The following is a 20,115-nucleotide window of genomic DNA, read 5'->3' on the forward strand; positions in this document are numbered from 1 at the left end:
GATCACTGAGACTGAATACTGAGACTTTACTTCTCTTATTAAGAAACTAATTTTCCATTGTAGTTTTAAGATTTTCAAGACCTTTTTGTAAATCATTTCCAATCATTTGATCCATTTTCATCATTGGCAGCATGATATTCATCGGGTAAGGAATAATTCCGTTGATTCCCCATTTTACTTTAGTTTTATTTCCTGCAACGGCTTCTGTAGACATGAATCCTACAGCAGTATCTTCCATTGGTTTTTTGAAACGTAGTGCAAAATCAATACGTTTTCCGTCAATTATTTTTGTCACTTCCTGTTCGCCAACTCCTACTTCTTTTACATCACTTTCCCATGCGGCCTTAGAACCTACAGTACCATCAGTTCCGGTATAAATTGATTTCATTTTGGGATCAATGTTCGCCCAGACACTAAAATCATTTTGATTTTTGAGGTATTTCACATAATTAAAAACACTATCGACGGGTTTGTCGATTGTAATTTCTCTTTCGACAGCATAATTTTTAGGCATAAAATAAGCCGCAATTAATACGATAGCAACAAATAAAATGAGTACGATCAGAATTTTTTTAAGGATTCCCATAGCTTTTATCTTTAAGGTTATTAATAATTTTTTGTTCAGGTAACAGGCCTATAACTTATTATCTTATAGTTTGTTTTATTTATAGTAAAGTTAAATAACTTAAGTTTTGGATTTACCGGATCCTTATTTTTTTGATGATTTTTTTTATTAATTTTTATTTTACTGTAACATTTTTGATTTAATAGCGTCTATTGTATAACAGCTTAAATGAGATAACATAAATTTTAAGTTTGGTGAGCATTTATTATCTAAATGTTAAGAATTAGTTAAAACATAGTACTTTGTTATGCATAATACATGAATTAGAATTACATTTGTACAGAAATTAAGAATCATCATTAATCAATCAATAATTAACAATCAATCGTTATGAAAAAATCAGTAATTTATTTAGGAGTAGCTTTAGTAGCTTTAGCAAATGTAGCAATGGCTTCAAACCAAGCATCATTTGTACAACCACAAATGGAAATTGTAAGTAGTTTTGCAACACCACTAACTGTAGCAGTTAGTAAAGGAGATTTGGATTTCGTTAAAAAACTTGTAGAATATGGAGCAGATGTAAACGAAAGATCTGAAGATTTAACCCCTTTAATGATAGCAGCACGTTATAATAAAGTTGATATTTTGAATTTTTTAATTGCGAATGGTGCAAATGTATCAGCGAAAAATGAAAAAGGATTTACAGCATTAAAATATGCACAATTATCTAATGCAGCAGACGCGATAGCCATTTTAAAAGATTTAAAATAAAAGTTTGAATCCGTTTAGAGTTAGTATAAAAAACGACCTTCCTTGAGCAGAAGGTCGTTTTTCATTTTAGTATATCCAAGTAATGCTATTACAACTGAGACAACATTAACTTGTGTCAAAATTAAAAAAAGCACCATTAAAATTAATGATGCTTTTTTCGTTAGAACCGAATCAAATTAATTTAACCAATTAATTAATTTTAAATTTCGTTATTCAATAGGAACATGTTTTTTTCGGTTAAATACCCAGAAAATAATAGGAAAAACCAGAAGTGTCAAAATTGTCGCTGTAATTAAACCTCCAATAATAACAATTGCTAATGGTTTTTGAGACTCAGAACCAATTCCGGTAGAAATTGCTGCGGGCATTAAACCTATCGATGCCATAAGTGCCGTCATTACTACTGCTCTTGTTCTGGCTTTTACTCCTCTAAATATAGATTCTTCGAGTGTGAATTTTGCTTTCAGGTTATGATGGAATTCAGATATAAGGATCACTCCATTTTGAATACAGATTCCTAATAAGGCAATGAAACCAACCCCTGCCGAAATTCCAAAATTCATTCTTGTCAAATGCAGCGCAATAATTCCTCCAATGATAGCAAATGGTACATTGGCCAGAACAAGTAATGAATCTTTTATATTGCCAAACAAAATAAACAGCAGGACAAATATCCCAATTAAACTAATTGGTACAACCTGAGCCAAACGGGCACTGGCACGGACCTGATTTTCAAATTCACCAGTCCAACCTACCGTATAGCCAGTAGGGAGTTTCATTTTTGCCACTTTTGCCTGAGCTTCTGCAATAGTACTTCCTAAATCGCGATCACGAACAGAGAATTTTACACCAATAAAACGTTTGGTATTGTCTCTGTAAATAAATGCAGGACCAGTTATCGTTTTTAGTTCACAAATCTCTTTTAACGGAATTTTAATTCCGCTAATAGTAGGAACTTTAAGTTCGGCAATATCATTTTCGTCTTTACGATATTCTTTAGAAAAACGAACACGTACATCAAACTTTTTGTCGTCTTCATATTTTTGGGTAGCAGTTTTTCCTCCAAAAGCCAATTCTAAAACAGCCTGAGCATCTGTTAACGTAACTCCGTAAGCCGCCATTTTGTCCCTGTCTAGTACCACACTTATTTCGGGTTGCCCAACATTTCGTAAAATTCCGGCATCTTTTATCCCCGGAATGTTTTTTATCTGACCTAAAACTTCGTTCGATAATTCGTCCAGTTTATCAAGATCATCACCATAGATTTTAACGGCATTCGATGCTTTAAAACCCGCTACAGATTCTGCTACGTTATCAATTACAGGTTGCGAATAATTGTACGTAATGCCCTGATGAACTTTTAGTTTTTCGTCCATTTCGTTAATCAAATCATCCATTGTAATCTTTCGTTTCCATTCAGATTTAGGTTTCAAATCTACCTGTAGTTGTATAAAACCAAAACCATTCGGATCTGTTCCGTCATTACTTCTACCTGTTTGCGATAAAACATTTTTTACTTCGGGGAAACTTTCAAGGTCTTTTCGAATTATTGCAGCGGTTTTTACACTTTCCGGCAATGAGGTACTCATTGGTAACTCTGCCGTTACCCACAAAGCGCCTTCGTTAAGTTGAGGTAAAAACTCCGTTCCCAGAAATGTAGCCGAAAAGAAAACCACTACCAGAAGCGAAATTGAACCAATAAGTGTTTGTATTTTATGTTTAAAGGTCCAGGCAAAACTTTTGCTTACAATCCTGTCCCAGAAATTAACAAAGGGATTGTTTTTTTCTTTTACATTTTTGTTTAAAAGGATATGCGATAAAACAGGCACTAATGTCAGGGTAAAAAGTAAAGCTCCCATTAAGGCAAAACCTAACGTATAGGCCAGGGGAGAGAACATTTTTCCTTCTACTTTCTGAAAAGAGAATATGGGTAATAATGCGGTAATAATGATTAATTTAGAGAAGAAGATGGCTTTACCCATTTCGGCTCCTGTTTTTTTAATCAAGCTCCCTTTTGCAATTTTATTATACGCCGTCATTCCTAATTGATGTGCCCTGTGATCTAAGACGACAAACAATCCTTCGACCATAACGACGGCACCATCAATAATAATCCCAAAATCGACGGCACCCAAACTCAATAAGTTGGCACTCATACCCATCATTTTAAGGCATAAAAAGGCAAATAATAAGGAGAGCGGGATAACAATCGAAACGGTAAAAGTAGTTCTCCAGTCTGCCATGAAAAGAAATACAACGCAGGTAACCAGAATAATTCCTTCAAATAGATTGTGCATTACGGTTTCTGTCGTGAAATTCATCAGATTATCACGATCGTAAAAGGTTTCTAACTTGATGTCTTTTGGCAGAACATTATCGTTCAGGTCTTTTATTTTTGCTTTTATTAATGCCAGCGTTTCCTGAGGGTTTTCGCCTTTTCGCATTACAATAATCCCTTCAACGACATCATCATTTTTGGCTAAACCGGTTTGCCCAACTCTAGGCATGGCACTTTCGTAAACTGTAGCTAGATTTTTGACTAAAATAGGGTTTCCGTTGGCATCGTCTACAATAATATTTTCAAGATCCTGAATAGATTTTAGAAGTCCAACACCACGAACGACAAATGCTTGTCCGTTTTTTTCGATGATGTCTCCACCAACATTCAGGTTTCCTCCATTTACGGCATTATAAACCTGAAGAGGTGTAATATTGTATTTGGCCAATTTTATAGGATCAACTCCAACTTCGTATGTTTTGGTTTGTCCACCAAAAACATTCAAATCTGCAACACCGGGAACAGAACGAAGTTGTTTGTCGATTACCCAGTTTTGATAGGTCAGTAATTCCCGACTGTCTCGACTGTCGCTTTTTACAATATACCTGAAAATTTCACCTGTTGGTCCGTAAGGTGGTTGCACATCCGGTTCGACATCATCCGGAAGCGAAACATTTTTTAAGAGATTGTTTACTTGCAAACGCGCAAAAGTATCATCGACACCATCATCAAAAATAATCTTGATTACAGATAAGCCAAACATGGTAATACTGCGTACACTGGTCTTTTTTTGTACCGAGTTCATAGAGATCTCGATAGGTGAGGTTACAAAACGTTCTACTTCCTCGGCACTCTTTCCGTTCCATTGTGTAATGATAATAATTTGCGTATTGGTTACATCCGGAAAAGCATCGATTGGCATATTCTTGAAAGAAATGAATCCCGCAACAGCCAATATCCCTACCCAAAAAAAGGTAAATGCTTTGTTCTTAAGCGAAAAAGCAATAATGTTTCTTATGAATTTGTTCATTTTAAAAAGTATTTTTAATGATGAATTTTTATTTTTAATTATGATGCTTTGGTTCTAAGCATACTATTCCTAATATGTTTTTTTATATTAGAACTCTGTATGAAAACGCAAGGCAAAAAACTGAATTGGTCCTCGGTCTTTATTATAACCGGGATTTATCGCAAACTGATAATCCGGCGAAAGTGTAATGTGGGTATTAGGAACTAAAAACGAATAGAAAACTTCTGCGATTTTTTCTACTCCATAATTTAAAGTACCGTCACCAATCATAAATCCGTTCCCGCCCAGTTTCTGGTATTCTTTGTGCGCATTAGATAATCCGTTGGCGACAATTGCAATACCGGCAAAATCATTGGCTCGGTTCCACATTTTTCCTTTTAGATTAAGACCCAATTGCGCAGATCTGTCAATTTCTGTAAATGCCCAGGTTTCATTTTTACCATCATTATAACTAATTCTTGAAAAAAGCCCCCAGTTATCTCCGTGTGTATAATCCATATTTAAGCCAATACCATATTTTGTACGTCCGTTTTGTCTTGTACTTTTTATATCCGGAAGGGTTATAAAATTTGAATTTGCCTGATCATAATTTCCCATTCCTGCTACATTTCTATACGCCAGAAGTTTTATGGTACCCGTGTCTTTATTATTAAAAAGGATCTCTTTTTCAATTTCTACGTTTACAGCATTAGAATCCTTAAAGCTAAAGGCGACATTTGGACCGTTTGCATAAGTGGGCAAAGCACTTAATGCGGCTCTTATTTGCCAGGTATCAAACTGATAATTGGCGTATAATCCATCTGTATATCCTCTGGTATTTGCTGCATAATCCCAAGCACCATAAGTCATTAATGACCAGTTTAAAAATTGTGTTCTGGGATCATGAGAGTAAATACTAGTATCAAAATAATCAGCAAGACCAAATTTACCAAAGACCAATTGCAACGATTTGTTGTTTTTAAACTGAAACTTTTGCTCCAAAAACATTCTGGCTACATAAACAACAGGTTTTGTATCGCCAATTCTAAAGGTTTCTCCGTTAGGAAAACCACCCAATCCTCTGGCTTGAGACAAACCTTGTCCCCCAGACATTTCAGGATTAAACGTTGCAGTAGCACCTTTCCAGAGCGGTACATCTAAAAATAAAGTCGATGTTAATGATAACGCACTTTCTTCCTCGGGCTTCATACTATTTGTACCGGAATAGTTGGCATGAAAAGCGGGATGATATTGATATATAGACGTCATTTGAAATTTCAGACTATATTTTCGTATCGAATCTGTTTCTTGTGAAAATGAAAGCGCTGAAAAAAACAACGTCGCAAAACTCAATATGTTTACAGATCTTTCCATCTTCTTATTCGTTTAAAGCGCGATAGATAAACAACTGGTTGTTGGTAATAACTTTTTCATTGTCTTTTAGGCCTTTAGAGATGTAGGTGGTATCACCAACAACTCTGTAAACGTCTACCTGTCTTGTTTCGATGTTATTGCGATCTTTGAAAATCATTACAAAATTTTTGCTTTTATCAAAAACAAGTGATTTACTAGGTACGGCTATCATAGAGTCGCCTTCGCTAAAAGATAGTTTGATATTGGCGTTCATATCCGGTTTAAGCATATAACCGGGGTTTTGCAATTTTATACGAGCTTGCATCGCCTTAGTTTCAGGATCAATCACGTTGAAAATTTTATCAACCTTTCCTTTAAAAACTTTATCAGGATAACTTAAGGTCGTTACATCAGCATCGATCCCTAGTTTTACTTTATTAATATCAATTTCGTTAATATTTGCCAGTGCCCAAACTTCGCTGATTTCAGCAATATCAAAGATGTTTTCTGATCGGTCGTTTCGTAAAAGCATATCCTGATTGATACTTTTTTGAATGATGAAACCACTTATTGGTGCGGTTACTTCATAGATAGAACCTGCTTTTATGTTGTAAATTTTATAGGTTTCCTGAACTTTGCCTAATTGAGACTGGGCTTTGTTTACTTCAGATTTTGCCTGAAGGACATCACTTTCAGAATTTAATTTTCCGTCAAATAGCTCCTGAGATACTTTCAAATGGTTTTTTGCTACCAATAAATCATTTTTGGCATCGATCGATTGTTTTTCAAAATCAGCAATATCCGTACTTTTTATGGTGGCCAGAACTTGTCCTTTGCGCACATAATCTCCCAGCTCTACATTTACTTTAACTACGTTTCCGCCAACCAGCGGATAAACGTCGATCATTTTATTATTATCAGCGGTAATCTTTCCGTAAAAACTCAATACATTTTTTACAGGTTGTGTTTTTGCTTCTGCTGTTGTAGTCGTTTTTAGCATCGCATCGCTTAATACAAAAGAGGTATTGGTATCAGGATTCTCGACTTCCTTTTTGCAACTTGCGATTGATAAACTCACGAGAGCAATTCCTATAATTAGTTTATATTTCATTTTATTTAGTTTTAGAATAAGTCTTTGTTGATTGTACTATTTAATTCTTCGCCCGAGAGGATTACTTTTTTCTTTAATTCATTTATCTGAACAGACGCCTGATTGTAACTTTCCATAAAATCAGTAAATTCTAATAAACTAATATTTCGTTTCTGAAAGTTGGTCAGGATTCCGTTATAAACTGCCTCAAAGTCTGAATTAACAGTAGGTTTTATTACAACATAGTTTTTGCGGGATTCATCCCATTTGTTCCATGCTGAGGTAATTTCGGTTTGCAATTGCAGATCAAAATTTTGTTTTTCAATTTTTGATTGTTCTAAAATCGTTTGTGCATATTTTATGTTTCCCTTGTTTTTATTCCAAAGCGGTAACGGAATACCCAGGGTTAAATTAGCTTCTTTATTAAAAGCGCCACTTCGTTGATCGTAGTTTGCACCAACGGTTATATCAGGAATCGAAAGAGATTTTTGCCATTTTATATTGATTTCGTTTGCTTCGATCTCTTTTTGCTTGGCTAAATAATCCGGACGATTCGCAATTGCATCATCCTGAAATGTTTTAAGATCAAACGGAATAGTTTTGGTATATTTATCAAATTCCTCTTTAGAGACATCCGGAACGATATTTTCTGTTGAGTTCAATAATAGTTTTAAGTTTCCTTGTTCTTCAATATTTTCATTCACAACTTCCATACGCTCGTTTTTAAAATTCAAATACAGCGATTGTAAACGAACAAGATCTCTTAGTGGAATATTGCCTTTTTGTACCTGCACAGTATAAGAGTTAATCAAATCTTCGATATGAGTAAGCTGATTGTCTGTAGTTTCAAGACTTTTTTTGTTGTAATAAACAGTAAAAAAACTTTTTCGAAGTTGCAGTTTTAAGGTTCTCAATAAATCATTGAATTGTAGCTCTGCCAACTTTTCATTCGTTTGAGCCAACTTTATTTCATTGCGTTTTTTACCGCCTAAATAAATTAATTGCTCAATACCAAATGCTTTTTGTCCTTGTTTTCCAATATCAAAATACTGATTTCTTTCCGGATTATAAGCATTTAGTTCTGCTGTAATCGATGGATTATCCCAGATACGGGCTTGAATTGTTAGTGCTTTTGAAGCATCAATATTATATTGCGATGCCAACAGAAAGAGATTGTTTTTAAGAAATTGACTTTCACAGTCTTGAAGTGTAACTGTTTTTTGAGCCAATACTACAGGACTATATAGTACAAGTAGGAATAATGCACATAGTTTTCTCATTGTATCATTTTTATTTTATACAAATATGCTATCAGTAGACTTTAAGAAACCTTAAATTCTTCCTTAAAAATACCTTAAAATAATTTATAAATGAAAAAATAATTGAAATAAATTCGTGTTAATGTTTGGAACACTGTAAGTTATTGTTGCATTATGAAGGGTCAAAATACGCTGAACAATCCGTAATCCTAGGCCAAAACCTGATGTTCCTTTTGAATTTTCGCCACGCATAAACGGCTGAAAAAGATTTTTTTGTTCGTTTTGATTTAAAGTGGTTCCTGTGTTTGAAACCGAAATGATCAGGGTATCATTTGCAGAACTTATTTTGACTTTTGCCTGTTTATTGTCAGAGTACACGCAGGCATTTTTTAAGACATTGCTTAGCGCAACTTCTAATAGTTTTTTATTACCCTTAATCTCCAGAGCAGTATCTAAATTTTCATTTTCTTCTATTTCAAAAGAGATGAGAAAATCAGGAAAACTACTGTTTAATTTTTCAATTGCCGAGAAAAGGATCTCATCCATTCTGTGAAATTCAGTGCCTTCGTATTTTTTATTGTCTATTTTTGATAAGATCAATAACGAATTTATCAATTCGGTTAATTGATTTACATCTGTTAGAATAATTTTTAAAAAAGTTCGTCCCTTTAGTGATGTATTAGGATCTGAAATCATATTCTCTATCTGAGAAATAATTCGGGACAAAGGTGTCCTGAGCTCATGAGACGCATTTGCAGTAAATTCTTTTTGCTTTTGATACGAATGCTCAATGCGATCCATCATAAAATTAAACTCGTTGGCGATTAGATCAACTTCGTTATTAGTTGTTTTAGATTCTAATCGTGTATCGAGATTGTTTTCATTTATATCTTTAATCCTTTGATGAAATGTACTTAAAGGACTCATTACTTTTTTGATCGTAAACGAGGTTAAGATCCAGCAAAGACAGGTAAAAAACAGGTACGAAGCAACAAGTGTATATCTTAAAAATAATAATTTTCGCTTGCCATAATTATCTGTAGCCGAAATTAAAGCATAAAAATCCTCATTTTTGTTGTGATAATAAACACCATAAACCTCGTAATCGCCTTGTTGCTTAAAAAAGTTATTGTTTTGTTTTAGATATTCCAAATCTTCAACAGACCAATTTATTTTAGCATCATCAATGCTACTATAAATAAGCTTGTATTTAGAATCAAAAATTAATGTTTTTTCATTGTAAAGCTCGTTAATAGAGTTTTGATCAATCATTTTTAAGAGCTGACTGTCAACTTCTTTAACATCTACCAATAGTTTTATATTCGAAAAAGCTTTTATTTCAAGTCGATCCCTAAATTCTTCTTTTCTAAAATTAGAATATAAAAAGAATATCAAGGTAGAAGCCAACCCAAAAAGGATTGTAAACAAAAGGCTGACTAATAGTGATATTCGATTTTTTAATGTCATTCGTGATCGCTCAGATAATATCCGTAACCTATCTTGGTTCGAATGAGTTTTGTATCGTGGTTTTTATCGATTTTTTTTCTTAGAAAATTAATATAAACTTCAATCGTATTCTGATTCGTTTCGATATGATAATCCCAGAGTTTTTCGGCTATAAACTGTTTCGATAAGATTTTTCCTTTGGCATGTGCCAGAATCAGGATAAGCTTGAACTCTTTTGGTGTAAGCTTTATTTCTTTGTCCTGACGATAGACTTTCATTTCTGTTTCCTGAATTTCTAAATCCTGAATAATAATCTTTTTTTCGACTTGTTGCGGTATTTCTTTTCGTCTTAATAAAGAAGAAATTCGGGCATACAATTCCTGAAAATGAAAAGGCTTTACCAAATAATCGTCTGCACCATTATCAAACGAAGCCAGTTTATCATCAATCTCACTAAAAGCAGTAAGCATGATAATTGGTGTTTTTTTATCGATTTCGCGAATACCTTTACAAACATCGATTCCGTTTATTCCCGGAACATTTATATCAAGAATTATTAAGTCGTACTCGTAAGGAAAATACTTTTTTAATAATAAGGTTCCATCGTAATAAGGGAAGCACTCGAATTCTTTTGAAGCAAAGAATACGGAGATTTCTTTAGATAAAGTAAAATCGTCTTCGAGTAGTAATATTTTCATTTAAAGTTTTATTTACAAATTCGGTTATCATAGCAATAACCGAATTTGTGTTTTTAGATTTTTTCTTATTTAAAATAAGAAAAGGTTTCATTATTTTCAATTTTTAATAGTGACTGATAAATTAACTGAATCACATTTTCTACATCTTCTCTATGAACCATTTCTACGGTTGTGTGCATGTAGCGCAAAGGCAAAGAAATCAATGCAGATGCTACACCGCCATTACTGTAAGCAAATGCATCTGTATCTGTTCCTGTTGCACGGGATGTGGCGTGACGCTGAAACGGAATTTTATTTTCCTGTGCAGTATCAACAATCAAATCACGTAGTTTATTTTGTACGGCAGGTGCGTAGGCAATAACCGGACCTTTGCCCATTTTAAGATCACCTTCTACTTTTTTATCGATCATTGGGGTAGTAGTATCATGACAAACATCTGTTACGATGGCAACATTTGGTTTAATAGTTTGTGCAATCATTTCGGCACCACGCAAACCAATTTCTTCCTGAACTGAGTTTACAATATAAAGACCAAACGGAAGTGTTTTTTTGTTTTCATGCAATAAACGGGCTACTTCGGCAATCATGAATCCACCCATTCTGTTATCAATTGCGCGACAAACAAATTTGTTTTCGTTTAAGATCATAAATTCATCAGGATATGTAATCACGCAACCTACATGAACGCCCATTGCTTCGACTTGCTCTTTGGTTTCGCAACCTAAATCAATAAAAATGTTGCTAATTTTTGGAGCTTCTTCCTTATCACGCAAACGTGTGTGGATTGCCGGCCAGCCAAAAACACCTTTTACAATTCCTTTTTTAGTATGAATATGCACTCTTTTCGATGGTGCAATTTGATGATCAGAACCACCATTTCGTATGACATATAGTAGACCATCATCCGTAATATAATTTACATACCATGAAATTTCATCAGCATGACCTTCTATTACAACCTTAAAAGGAGCATCCGGGTTAATGATTCCAACAGCGGTTCCATACGTATCTGTAATAAAAGTATCTACGTAAGGTTTCAAATAATTCATCCAGAGTTTTTGTCCTTCACTTTCATATCCGGTAGGTGAGGCGTTATTTAGGTAGCTTTCCAGGAAAGCTATTGAGGTATCTTTTAAGATAGATTCTGTGCTCATAAAAATATTTTTTGCTAATTTATAAATTTGGTATTAGAGTTGTATATAAATATATAATTTTACACTTAAATTATGATTCAATGAGATTTACCTACTGCATTTTATTCCTTATAATGATTTCGTTTGCAAGTCAGGCCCAGGTTAAGCCTAAAGAAAACCAACAAATGGGCTATATATTAACGGAGCAGGATTCTATCCTGAACGATACAATAGAATTACCTGAGATTATTATTTCTAAAGAGAAGCTAGATCCTGAAGTTCAAAAACAATTTTTGATTCTTCAAAACAGGGTTTACAAAGTATATCCCTATGCCAAATTAGCGGCAGACAGACTAACGGCTTTAAATAGCGGAATGGCGCGTTTGAAAACCAATCGGGAAAAGAAAAAATATTTTAAAATTGTAGAAGATTATCTCAACAATGAATTCGAAGAGAGACTTAAAAAGCTCTCGCGCAGACAAGGACAAATTCTGGTAAAGCTTATTCACAGACAAACCGGAATAACAACTTATGAATTAATCCGAACTCTAAAAAGTGGTTTCAAAGCCTTTGTTTCAAATACTACAGCCAATTTATTTGATATAAGTTTAAAAACAGAATATAAGCCCTATGAGGCCAATGAAGACTATTTAATAGAAACTATTCTACTCCGGGCATTTGAGTCCGGACGTTTGGTAAATCAGAAAGCCGCAAATCCCGTAAATTATGATGATTTAATGAATCATTGGCAAGCAAAAGCGAAACAAGAGGTCAAGGAACCAAAATAAAAGTTTACATAGAATTTACATTAGAAGACCTGCAAAACTAACTTGTAGGTCTTTTTTTATTAAAAATAATTTTTGGATTACAAGAAATTTTTCAAATAAAAGAATTTACTTACTTAATTTTAATTTTAATTTCTACTACAATAGTCGACTAATCCTGTGTTTTTGTTAGATATTTGCCGCTTATCATGTAATTATGTTCTTTTTTTAACAAATTATAAATAGATAATATTTGTTTTTGAAAGTTTAATTTGTAGGTTTACTCTTCGCAACCATTTGTTAACCAAAACATATTACATTATGAGAATAAAATTACTTAGTTTATTTATGTTACTACTGACCATTACTGTATGGTCGCAAAAGGGACCTGATACTGACTTTACAGTTTCTTTAAATGGGAATAAAATTGCTACCTCGGCAACTTTTAAACAACAATTTAAAGATAAAAAAAGTACAGCGAAGCAAAATCCTAAAACGGAGTATACTTTGTTGCAATTTACCAAAATACCATCGGTAGATGAGCAACAAAAATTAAAAGCGCAAGGAATAACGTTACTTAGTTATTTGTCTAACAACGCTTATTATGCAGCAATCTCTTCTGAATTTTATAGCAAGAGCACTGTTTCTGATAATATTAGAGCATCGATTGCTATCGATCCTAAATATAAATTAGATCCAATGATTGTTGATAATGTTATTCCGGATTATGCTACAGAAGGCAATGGGGTAAAAGTTGTTATTAGCTATTTTAAAGGAGTTGATAATAAAGCTATCACACAAGACTTAGCATCATTATTTGTAAAAAGTCCAAAGAACGTTGAAGAATTTAGTCAATTATATCTTCAGGCTTCGATAGAAAAACTGGAAGAAATTGCAAAATTCAATTGGGTACAAAATATAGAGTTAGTACCTGCACCGGTCGAAAGTGATAATAAACCTGGTTTGACTTCGCATAAAGCGAATGTCTTAGGATCTACAATACCGGGATTAGGTTATGGATTAACAGGTAAAGGAGTAAAAGTTGGTATTTGGGATGGAAATCTGGAACAACATAAAGATCATACCGGAAGAGTTATTAACAGAGAGTATGAATCAAATTCTTCGCACGGGGATCACGTTTCCGGAACCATTGGTGGTGCCGGTTTATTAGACCCAAAAGCAAGAGGGATGGCTCCGGAAGTACAAATGTACGGATGGAATTTTAATGTACAATCTAATAATTTAACTGTTCAGCAAGAAAGAATTATAGCCGCTAGTCAGGATGGTATTGAGATTACATCAAATTCATACGGTGTAAACTTAACTTCTGGATATAACACTAGACGTTATGATACTGGGGATTATGGAGATGACAGAGTTACAAATTTGTTTCCTTATCTATTAACGATTTACTCAAACGGAAATGCTCAAACAGCATACCCGGGAGGTTTTAATACATCGACAAAAAATTCAAAAAATGCATTGCATGTAGCGGCAAATAATCCTGATGATTTAATTAGTAGTTATAGTAGTTTTGGACCTACAATTGATGGTCGTTTAGTACCTCAGATTGCGGCAGTTGGTACAGATGTTTATTCATTAGATTACAGTAACTCGTATCAGGTAATGAGCGGAACCTCTATGGCAACTCCGGGAACGACAGGTACAGTGGCTTTGCTGTATGAAAGATATAAAAATATCTATGGTACAAAACCATTAGCTTCTTTAATGAAAGCTTTGGTAACAAATACAGCCAAAGATGCAGGAAATCCAGGTCCTGATTACAAATATGGATTTGGTAACCTGAATGGTTTAAGAGCTGTAAAAGCTTTAGATAATAAAGCGTTTTATACCGGAACTGTTGCTAACGGAGCCACTTATGAAAAAGAGATTGTCGTTCCGGCAGGATTAGTAACATTAAAAGTGTTACTAGCTTATACAGATGTTGAAGGAACTCCAGGAGCAACTTCAATACAGGTAAATGATTTGGATATTAAAATTGTAAAAGATGGTGTAACCACTTTACCATGGGTTTTAAATCCTACTACGCCAAATGCAAATGCAGTTCGTGGAGTAGATAATATGAATAATATCGAACAGGTAACTTTAGACAATCCTGCGGCAGGAACGTATAAAATTATTGTAACAGGTTCAAAAGTTCCCTTAAATACTCAGGAGTTTTCTGTAGTATACGATCTTGTAGCTCCGGAATTAATTCTTACTTATCCTGTAGGAGGAGAAAAATTTAATACAGATACTACAGAATATATTCGTTGGGATTATGAAGGTGAAGCAAAAAAGTTTACAATCGAATATTCAGTTGATGGCGGACTAACGTACCAAACCATAGCAAAAGATATTCCGTCTTCGGCCAGAAATTTTGCTTGGAAAGCTCCGGTAGGACTTGTTGCAAATGCAAAAATAAGAATTAGTGCAGGTACAAAAGTCGATGTTTCAACAGCTGTTTTTAATATTATTACAGAACCTAAAAATTTGGTTATTGCTCCATCAGTATGTGGTACTTCATCTTATGTTATGAGTTGGGATCCTATTGTGGGTGCAAAATATGAGGTTTTAAAAATGAACGGATATAAGTTTGATGTTGTAGCAACTGTAACAGATCCTACTTATACTTTTACCAACCTTACTCCGGGAGAAAACAACTGGTTTTCTGTTAGAACTGTAGATATTGCAACCGGAATTGTTTCAGAAAGAGTTAGAGCTGTAAATGTAGAACCAGTTTCTCAACCAGTTATTAGCGCATTAAGTTTGCCTTTTGTAGAAAACTTTAATGCAAGAAAAGCAACCAATTATGTATTTACAGAAGGTGTAACAGGAACTGTAAAATATGAATATATTAATCCTGATTTTTTAGATGGAGCAAAAATGTCAGGTTCTGGCGATGCACCATCGGCTCCATGGGTAGCAAGTACAACAGCAAATGCTTTTACTAACAATCCAAACTTTATTCAAAAAGTATCTTTTTGTGATATCGATGCTACAAGTCTTGCCGGAAAAGCACTTCGTCTTAAATTTAATTTAATTTGGAATAGTGTTGGACCAGTAAATAAAAACTTTTTTAGACTGGTAGTCAATGGTACTCCGATAAATAGCTATGAAAATGTAGGTGTTTATGGAGGTACTGCTTTAACAGGTAGTACAGAACTAATCTATGACTTATCTGCTTATGCAGGAACTACCTTTAGTATTGGTTTTGAATCTGCTATCGATAACGATGTTATTGTAGTAAGTAGTGATAATGTCTATAACTCTGTATTTATTGATAATGTTTCCCTTTTTGAAGCAACAGCAACAGATCTTGCGCTATCGTCACTTACTCCTAACACGGGACTGACAGCTAATGAAACAGTAAAAATAAAAGTTTACAACCACTCTCCGGTTGCCGTAAGTAATATTCCGGTTTCTTATAAAATAAATAATGGGACAGAAGTAGTTGAAACTATTCCTGGGCCATTAAATCCGCTTAGCGAAGTATCTTATGATTTTGTTCAAAAAGCAGATTTTTCAGCTCCGGGCGTATATACGGTAGCAGGAAAAGTAAATTATACAGGTGATACTGTTGCAGAAAATAATACAATATCAAAATTAGTGACCAATTCCGGAACTGATATTTTAATAGGATCAGCAGCTACAGTAACTACTTGTTCAGCTGTATTTACAGATGCCGGAACTCGTTATGCTAATTATGGCGATCAGCTTACACAAACGATAACGTTTAAACCTGCAACTATAGGAAGTAGTATTAATGTAAACTTTAGTGCCTTTGATGTAGAGCAGGATTATGATTATTTATACATCTATAATGGGCCAACAACTGCATCTCCGTTGTTAGGCACATTTACAGGAAGTACGTTACCACCATCATTAACTTCTACAGCTGTTGGAGGAGAGTTGACTTTTAGATTCACTTCAGATGTCGAAGTAAACGAAGCAGGATGGGTTGCAGATATTACTTGTGTTGCAAAACCAATTGTTAATGATGTTGCAATTGCCTCTATAGTAACACCAGAGGTATTAGGTAAAAAATCCAGCACGAACGATATAACAATTCGAGTAACTAATGTAGGACCAACGGTTTTAACTAATTACCCTGTGTTTTATCAGGTAAATGGCGGAGCTAAAGTTACAGATGTAGTACCTACAATTGCAGCTTATGCCACTGTAAGTTTTACTTTCGCAACCAAAGCAGATTTATCTACTGTCAATGCTACTTACACCATAAAAAGTGGAGTTGATATAGCAGATGATAATGTTAGTAATGATGTACGTGAAAAAATTGTATATAACAAAAATGATTTGCCGGTTCATACCAATACAGATGGATATGCAATTTCTAAATTAAAATGGAATGATGTTGTAAACAATTCAGGAACTACAGCATATTCAGATTTTAAAAATGTAAAAATTCCGGTTTATGCAGGTTTTACTTATCAGCCGGAAATAACCATTACAAAACCAGAAACACCAATTACAAGAGACCAATCAGCATCAGCAGTTGGAGTATTTACTATGATTGTAATTGATTTAAATGGAGATGGTAATCTGACAGATGAATTTTATGCAGGAACTTTTTGGGTAAATACTACGCCAACTTCTGCATCACCGGCTATTCCGTCAACAACAAATACACATTATTTTAGAAACAACATTACTTTGGTAGGAGGAGTAACAATTCCTGCAGGAACAGTTGCGGGCGAAAAGTTAATGCGTGTAATACACATGTTCCGTTCACCATCAGAATATTATAATGTTAATCTTGGACCAACTATCGACGGATTAACAAGTTCAAGAAGTGATTTCGAAGTAGAAGAGTATACCATAAACGTACTACCTTTTACAGCTGCAGATGCAAGTGTAGAAAGAATAGTAGCGCCTGTTAAACCAGGAAATGCACCAGTTTCAGTTACAGCTTTGATTCGCAATTACTCAAATTCAGCAATTTCGAATTTCCCGGTTGCTTACAAAATTAACGGTGGGACAGAAGTAGTACAAAATTTTACAGCTTCAATTGCAGCAGGAGCAACAGCTAATTTTACTTTTACAGTAAAAGCTAATTTAGGTGCTCCCGGAGATTATACAATTGATGCGTATACAAAATTAGTTGCAGATACAGATCCAACAAATGATTCTAAATCTGTAACACTTTCGCATGCTGCAAATTATGCTACAAATGTTACCGGAACTTTTGACGGAGTAAATGATTTTATCAAAACAGATATTACTCCTGCTCTGAATATTACGAACAACTATACGTTTGAAGCTTGGGTAAATCAAAAAGCAACAACCGTTTTTGGTAGAATTTTAGATAAAAGCACAGTATTAGCATTTATCCATAACAATAGTAGTTTGTCTATTTATAAGGAAAACAGTTTAGTAATTTCTATTACAACAGCTACAGGATCTTATGTTATCAATACAGCGCTAAACTCTATTAAACAAAATACCTGGCATCATATCGCTTATACAGTAAGTGCTGCCAATGTGTACACTGTTTATATAGATGGAGTATCAGTACCTTATACAAGTACAGGAACAGCAAATGCAGCTTCTTCAAATGCAGCAGCAGCAGCTTATATAGGAAACAATGCTGGTTTAGCACGTGGTTTAAACGGTAACATAGATGAGGTTCGTATCTGGTCAGGAGTTCGTAGTCAGGCTACAATTGCGGCCAACTCAACAACAAAATATGTTGGAAACGAACCGGGACTATTAGCTTATTATTCCTTTTCAGAAGGAGATAAACAATTTGTTTTCGATAGTACAATTAGTGATAACACAGCTGTAGTAACAAATGCTGACACCAACGGTATTGGAGAAGGAAAATTCTGGAATGTTCCGGTTTTATTGCAAAAATTAGATTTTGTAAATCAACTTTCATCTTCTTATGATGCAGCAACCAAAACATTTTCGGTTTTATTAAACGACGGATCTGATGTAACAGCTGCAATTGCTAATTATTCATTAGGAATGAAAAGTATTGCAAAAATTAGCGGAACAACTCAGGTAAACGGAGTAACGCCAAACGATTATACAAATCCAGTTACGCTAACAGTAGAAGGAGTTGGTTTTAATACCGGAATTACAGAAACATATACTGTAAAAGTTATTACAGGATTAAGCAGTGAGAGTAAATTACTGTCTTATGATTTTAAAACAGTTTCAAATCCGGGTCTTCCACAAGAAATCAATACAGAGATTGTTGGAAATAGTGCTGCCAAAACAGTACCATTTGGTTATGATGTAACTAATTTAGTGGCAGATTTCGCGGTTTCTCCAGGTGCAGAACTTTATGTTGATGGAGTAAAACAACTAAATTCAAAAGTAGTAGCTTCAAATTATACCAACAGTTTCTTTGTAACTGTAGTCTCAGAGAACAAACTTTCGCAAACAAACTATACAGTTACTGTTAATGCAAAGAATTCTCAGGCAAGTATTATTGCGTACACAGTAGCAAACCAAGTAGGAGCCAGCGTTATAGATGCTACGGCAAAAACGGTAAAAGTTTTGGTAAATAATAATGCCAATTTAAGTGCATTAGTTCCTACCGTTCAACTTTCAGATTTTGCTACGTTACGTATTGGTACTTATATTCAAACAAGCGGAGTAACAACATTAAACTATACTATACCTGTAGTTTACAATGTAACTGCCCAAAACGGAACCATAGAATACTGGACAGTAACAATCGAAGCTGCTAAACCAACCATAACTCTTCTGGGAGACGCTATAGTTTCTATAAATAAAGGATGTGTTTATACAGAACCAGGTTATACAGCAACAGACAATCTAAATACAGATATAACTGCAGCAGTTCTCGTTTCAGGTACTGTTGATGTAAACACTCCTGGGCTATATACATTGACTTACACCGTAAAAGATGCATCGCAAAATGAATCATCAGTTACACGTACAGTAAATGTATCGACTACAGTTTGTACTTTAGGATTGCCGGTTAATACAATAAATGGTTTTGTATTATATCCTAATCCTGTTACAAATGGTAAAGTGTACATAGAAACAGCATCTGGTAGTACTAAGAGCATTTGGATATCTGACATGTCTGGTAAAAAACTGCTTTCAGTTAAAACAGAGAAAAATGAATTGAATGTATCTGCGTTGTCAACTGGAGTATATATTATAAAGGTAGAACAAGATGGGAATACAGCAGTTCAAAAACTAATTATTAAATAAGATTACCATAATACTTAAAACGGTTACTGTATAAGGTAACCGTTTTTGAAATTAGTTACCTTATTATACATAAGAGTAAATCCATAACAAACCCGACAGTTTTGAAAACTGTCGGTTTTTTTTTGTCCTTATATATAGGACAAGCTTTTTGATCCTGCCACCTACCAGGTTTTGAAAACCTGTTAGGTTTGTTTTGGAGTCAAAGGAACTCAAGATAAGTTCTCACCTTATATAGTATTATGTTTTAAAAACCTCTTTGAAGTTTTAAGGAGCTTAATCCCGCTGTTTGTTTCAATCTTTTGCGCCGAACCCCGGCGCAAAAGGATTTTCACTCCCATCGGGGCTATTGCAGTTGTATTTAAAAGAAGAGTAGGAGTGTATCTGTGAATTCCAGCCCCAAAAAGAACACACCCCCAAAAAAGGCTAAAAAAGCTGCGAAGTTTTTAAAAACGGCTCATGTTCAAAGACTAAAAATAAGAAAACCCTAAGACGTACCAGAAAAACCTTAGAAATAACAAAAAAGAGGATAGCGTAAGT

11 protein-coding genes are annotated in these 20,115 nt (G+C 34.3%); 3 read left to right on the forward strand and 8 right to left on the reverse strand.

The genetic code is table 11. The features are described from left to right. Positions 1–46: 46 nt before the first annotated feature. On the reverse strand, positions 47–586 hold the full coding sequence (locus B0A64_RS22755; protein WP_089481762.1) for an SRPBCC family protein: 540 nt from the start codon (positions 584–586) through the stop codon (positions 47–49). Positions 587–955: 369 nt separating this feature from the next. On the opposite strand from B0A64_RS22755, the gene B0A64_RS22760 reads away from it, so the two are divergent. After that, positions 956–1,336, forward strand: a complete 381-nt coding sequence (locus B0A64_RS22760) for an ankyrin repeat domain-containing protein (RefSeq protein ID WP_089481763.1) — start codon at positions 956–958, stop codon at positions 1,334–1,336. Positions 1,337–1,545: 209 nt separating this feature from the next. On the opposite strand, the gene B0A64_RS22765 is transcribed toward B0A64_RS22760, so the two are convergent. The 7 genes from B0A64_RS22765 to B0A64_RS22795 form a co-directional block, all read right to left on the reverse strand. Continuing rightward, positions 1,546–4,644 carry an efflux RND transporter permease subunit gene (locus B0A64_RS22765; protein ID WP_089481764.1) on the reverse strand — a complete coding sequence of 1,033 codons (3,099 nt, stop codon included), beginning with the start codon at positions 4,642–4,644 and terminating at the stop codon, positions 1,546–1,548. Positions 4,645–4,731: 87 nt separating this feature from the next. Further along, positions 4,732–5,997 carry a carbohydrate porin gene (locus B0A64_RS22770; RefSeq protein ID WP_089481765.1) on the reverse strand — a complete coding sequence of 422 codons (1,266 nt, stop codon included), beginning with the start codon at positions 5,995–5,997 and terminating at the stop codon, positions 4,732–4,734. 4 nt (positions 5,998–6,001) lie between these two features. Continuing rightward, complete coding sequence (locus B0A64_RS22775) at positions 6,002–7,087, reverse strand: efflux RND transporter periplasmic adaptor subunit (protein ID WP_089481766.1); 1,086 nt, start codon at positions 7,085–7,087, stop codon at positions 6,002–6,004. Between the two features lie 11 nt (positions 7,088–7,098). Further along, positions 7,099–8,346 (reverse strand): TolC family protein, encoded by a 1,248-nt coding sequence (locus B0A64_RS22780; protein ID WP_089481767.1) that lies wholly within the window; start codon positions 8,344–8,346, stop codon positions 7,099–7,101. Between the two features lie 84 nt (positions 8,347–8,430). Continuing rightward, a complete protein-coding gene (locus B0A64_RS22785; RefSeq protein ID WP_089481768.1) occupies positions 8,431–9,792 on the reverse strand; it encodes a sensor histidine kinase in 1,362 nt (453 codons plus the stop codon). Further along, a complete protein-coding gene (locus tag B0A64_RS22790; RefSeq protein WP_089481769.1) occupies positions 9,789–10,469 on the reverse strand; it encodes a response regulator transcription factor in 681 nt (226 codons plus the stop codon). The genes B0A64_RS22785 and B0A64_RS22790 overlap by 4 nt, the downstream gene beginning before the upstream one ends. A 65-nt stretch (positions 10,470–10,534) precedes the next feature. Further along, on the reverse strand, positions 10,535–11,623 hold the full coding sequence (locus B0A64_RS22795; protein WP_089481770.1) for a M42 family metallopeptidase: 1,089 nt from the start codon (positions 11,621–11,623) through the stop codon (positions 10,535–10,537). An 80-nt stretch (positions 11,624–11,703) separates the two neighbouring features. Between B0A64_RS22795 and B0A64_RS22800 the strand changes: the two genes are divergently transcribed. Continuing rightward, positions 11,704–12,390: a DUF4294 domain-containing protein gene (locus tag B0A64_RS22800; RefSeq protein WP_089481771.1), complete on the forward strand. Its 687-nt coding sequence runs from the start codon at positions 11,704–11,706 to the stop codon at positions 12,388–12,390. A 297-nt stretch (positions 12,391–12,687) separates the two neighbouring features. Next, positions 12,688–19,578, forward strand: coding sequence for a S8 family serine peptidase (locus tag B0A64_RS22805; protein WP_089481772.1), 6,891 nt, complete (start codon positions 12,688–12,690; stop codon positions 19,576–19,578). Positions 19,579–20,115: the final 537 nt, after the last annotated feature.

It is taken from the genome of Flavobacterium araucananum, from assembly GCF_002222055.1.
GTDB lineage: Bacteria > Bacteroidota > Bacteroidia > Flavobacteriales > Flavobacteriaceae > Flavobacterium > Flavobacterium araucananum.

Bases quoted from the DNA above. Each gene is read 5' to 3' on its own strand.
- B0A64_RS22790 (WP_089481769.1), bottom strand. From the start codon at position 10,469: ATGAAAATATTACTACTCGAAGACGATTTTACTTTATCTAAAGAAATC.
- B0A64_RS22770 (WP_089481765.1), bottom strand. From the start codon at position 5,997: ATGGAAAGATCTGTAAACATATTGAGTTTTGCGACGTTGTTTTTTTCA.
- B0A64_RS22785 (WP_089481768.1), bottom strand. From the start codon at position 9,792: ATGACATTAAAAAATCGAATATCACTATTAGTCAGCCTTTTGTTTACA.
- B0A64_RS22755 (WP_089481762.1), bottom strand. From the start codon at position 586: ATGGGAATCCTTAAAAAAATTCTGATCGTACTCATTTTATTTGTTGCT.
- B0A64_RS22805 (WP_089481772.1), top strand. From the start codon at position 12,688: ATGAGAATAAAATTACTTAGTTTATTTATGTTACTACTGACCATTACT.
- B0A64_RS22760 (WP_089481763.1), top strand. From the start codon at position 956: ATGAAAAAATCAGTAATTTATTTAGGAGTAGCTTTAGTAGCTTTAGCA.
- B0A64_RS22800 (WP_089481771.1), top strand. From the start codon at position 11,704: ATGAGATTTACCTACTGCATTTTATTCCTTATAATGATTTCGTTTGCA.
- B0A64_RS22780 (WP_089481767.1), bottom strand. From the start codon at position 8,346: ATGAGAAAACTATGTGCATTATTCCTACTTGTACTATATAGTCCTGTA.
- B0A64_RS22765 (WP_089481764.1), bottom strand. From the start codon at position 4,644: ATGAACAAATTCATAAGAAACATTATTGCTTTTTCGCTTAAGAACAAA.
- B0A64_RS22795 (WP_089481770.1), bottom strand. From the start codon at position 11,623: ATGAGCACAGAATCTATCTTAAAAGATACCTCAATAGCTTTCCTGGAA.
- B0A64_RS22775 (WP_089481766.1), bottom strand. From the start codon at position 7,087: ATGAAATATAAACTAATTATAGGAATTGCTCTCGTGAGTTTATCAATC.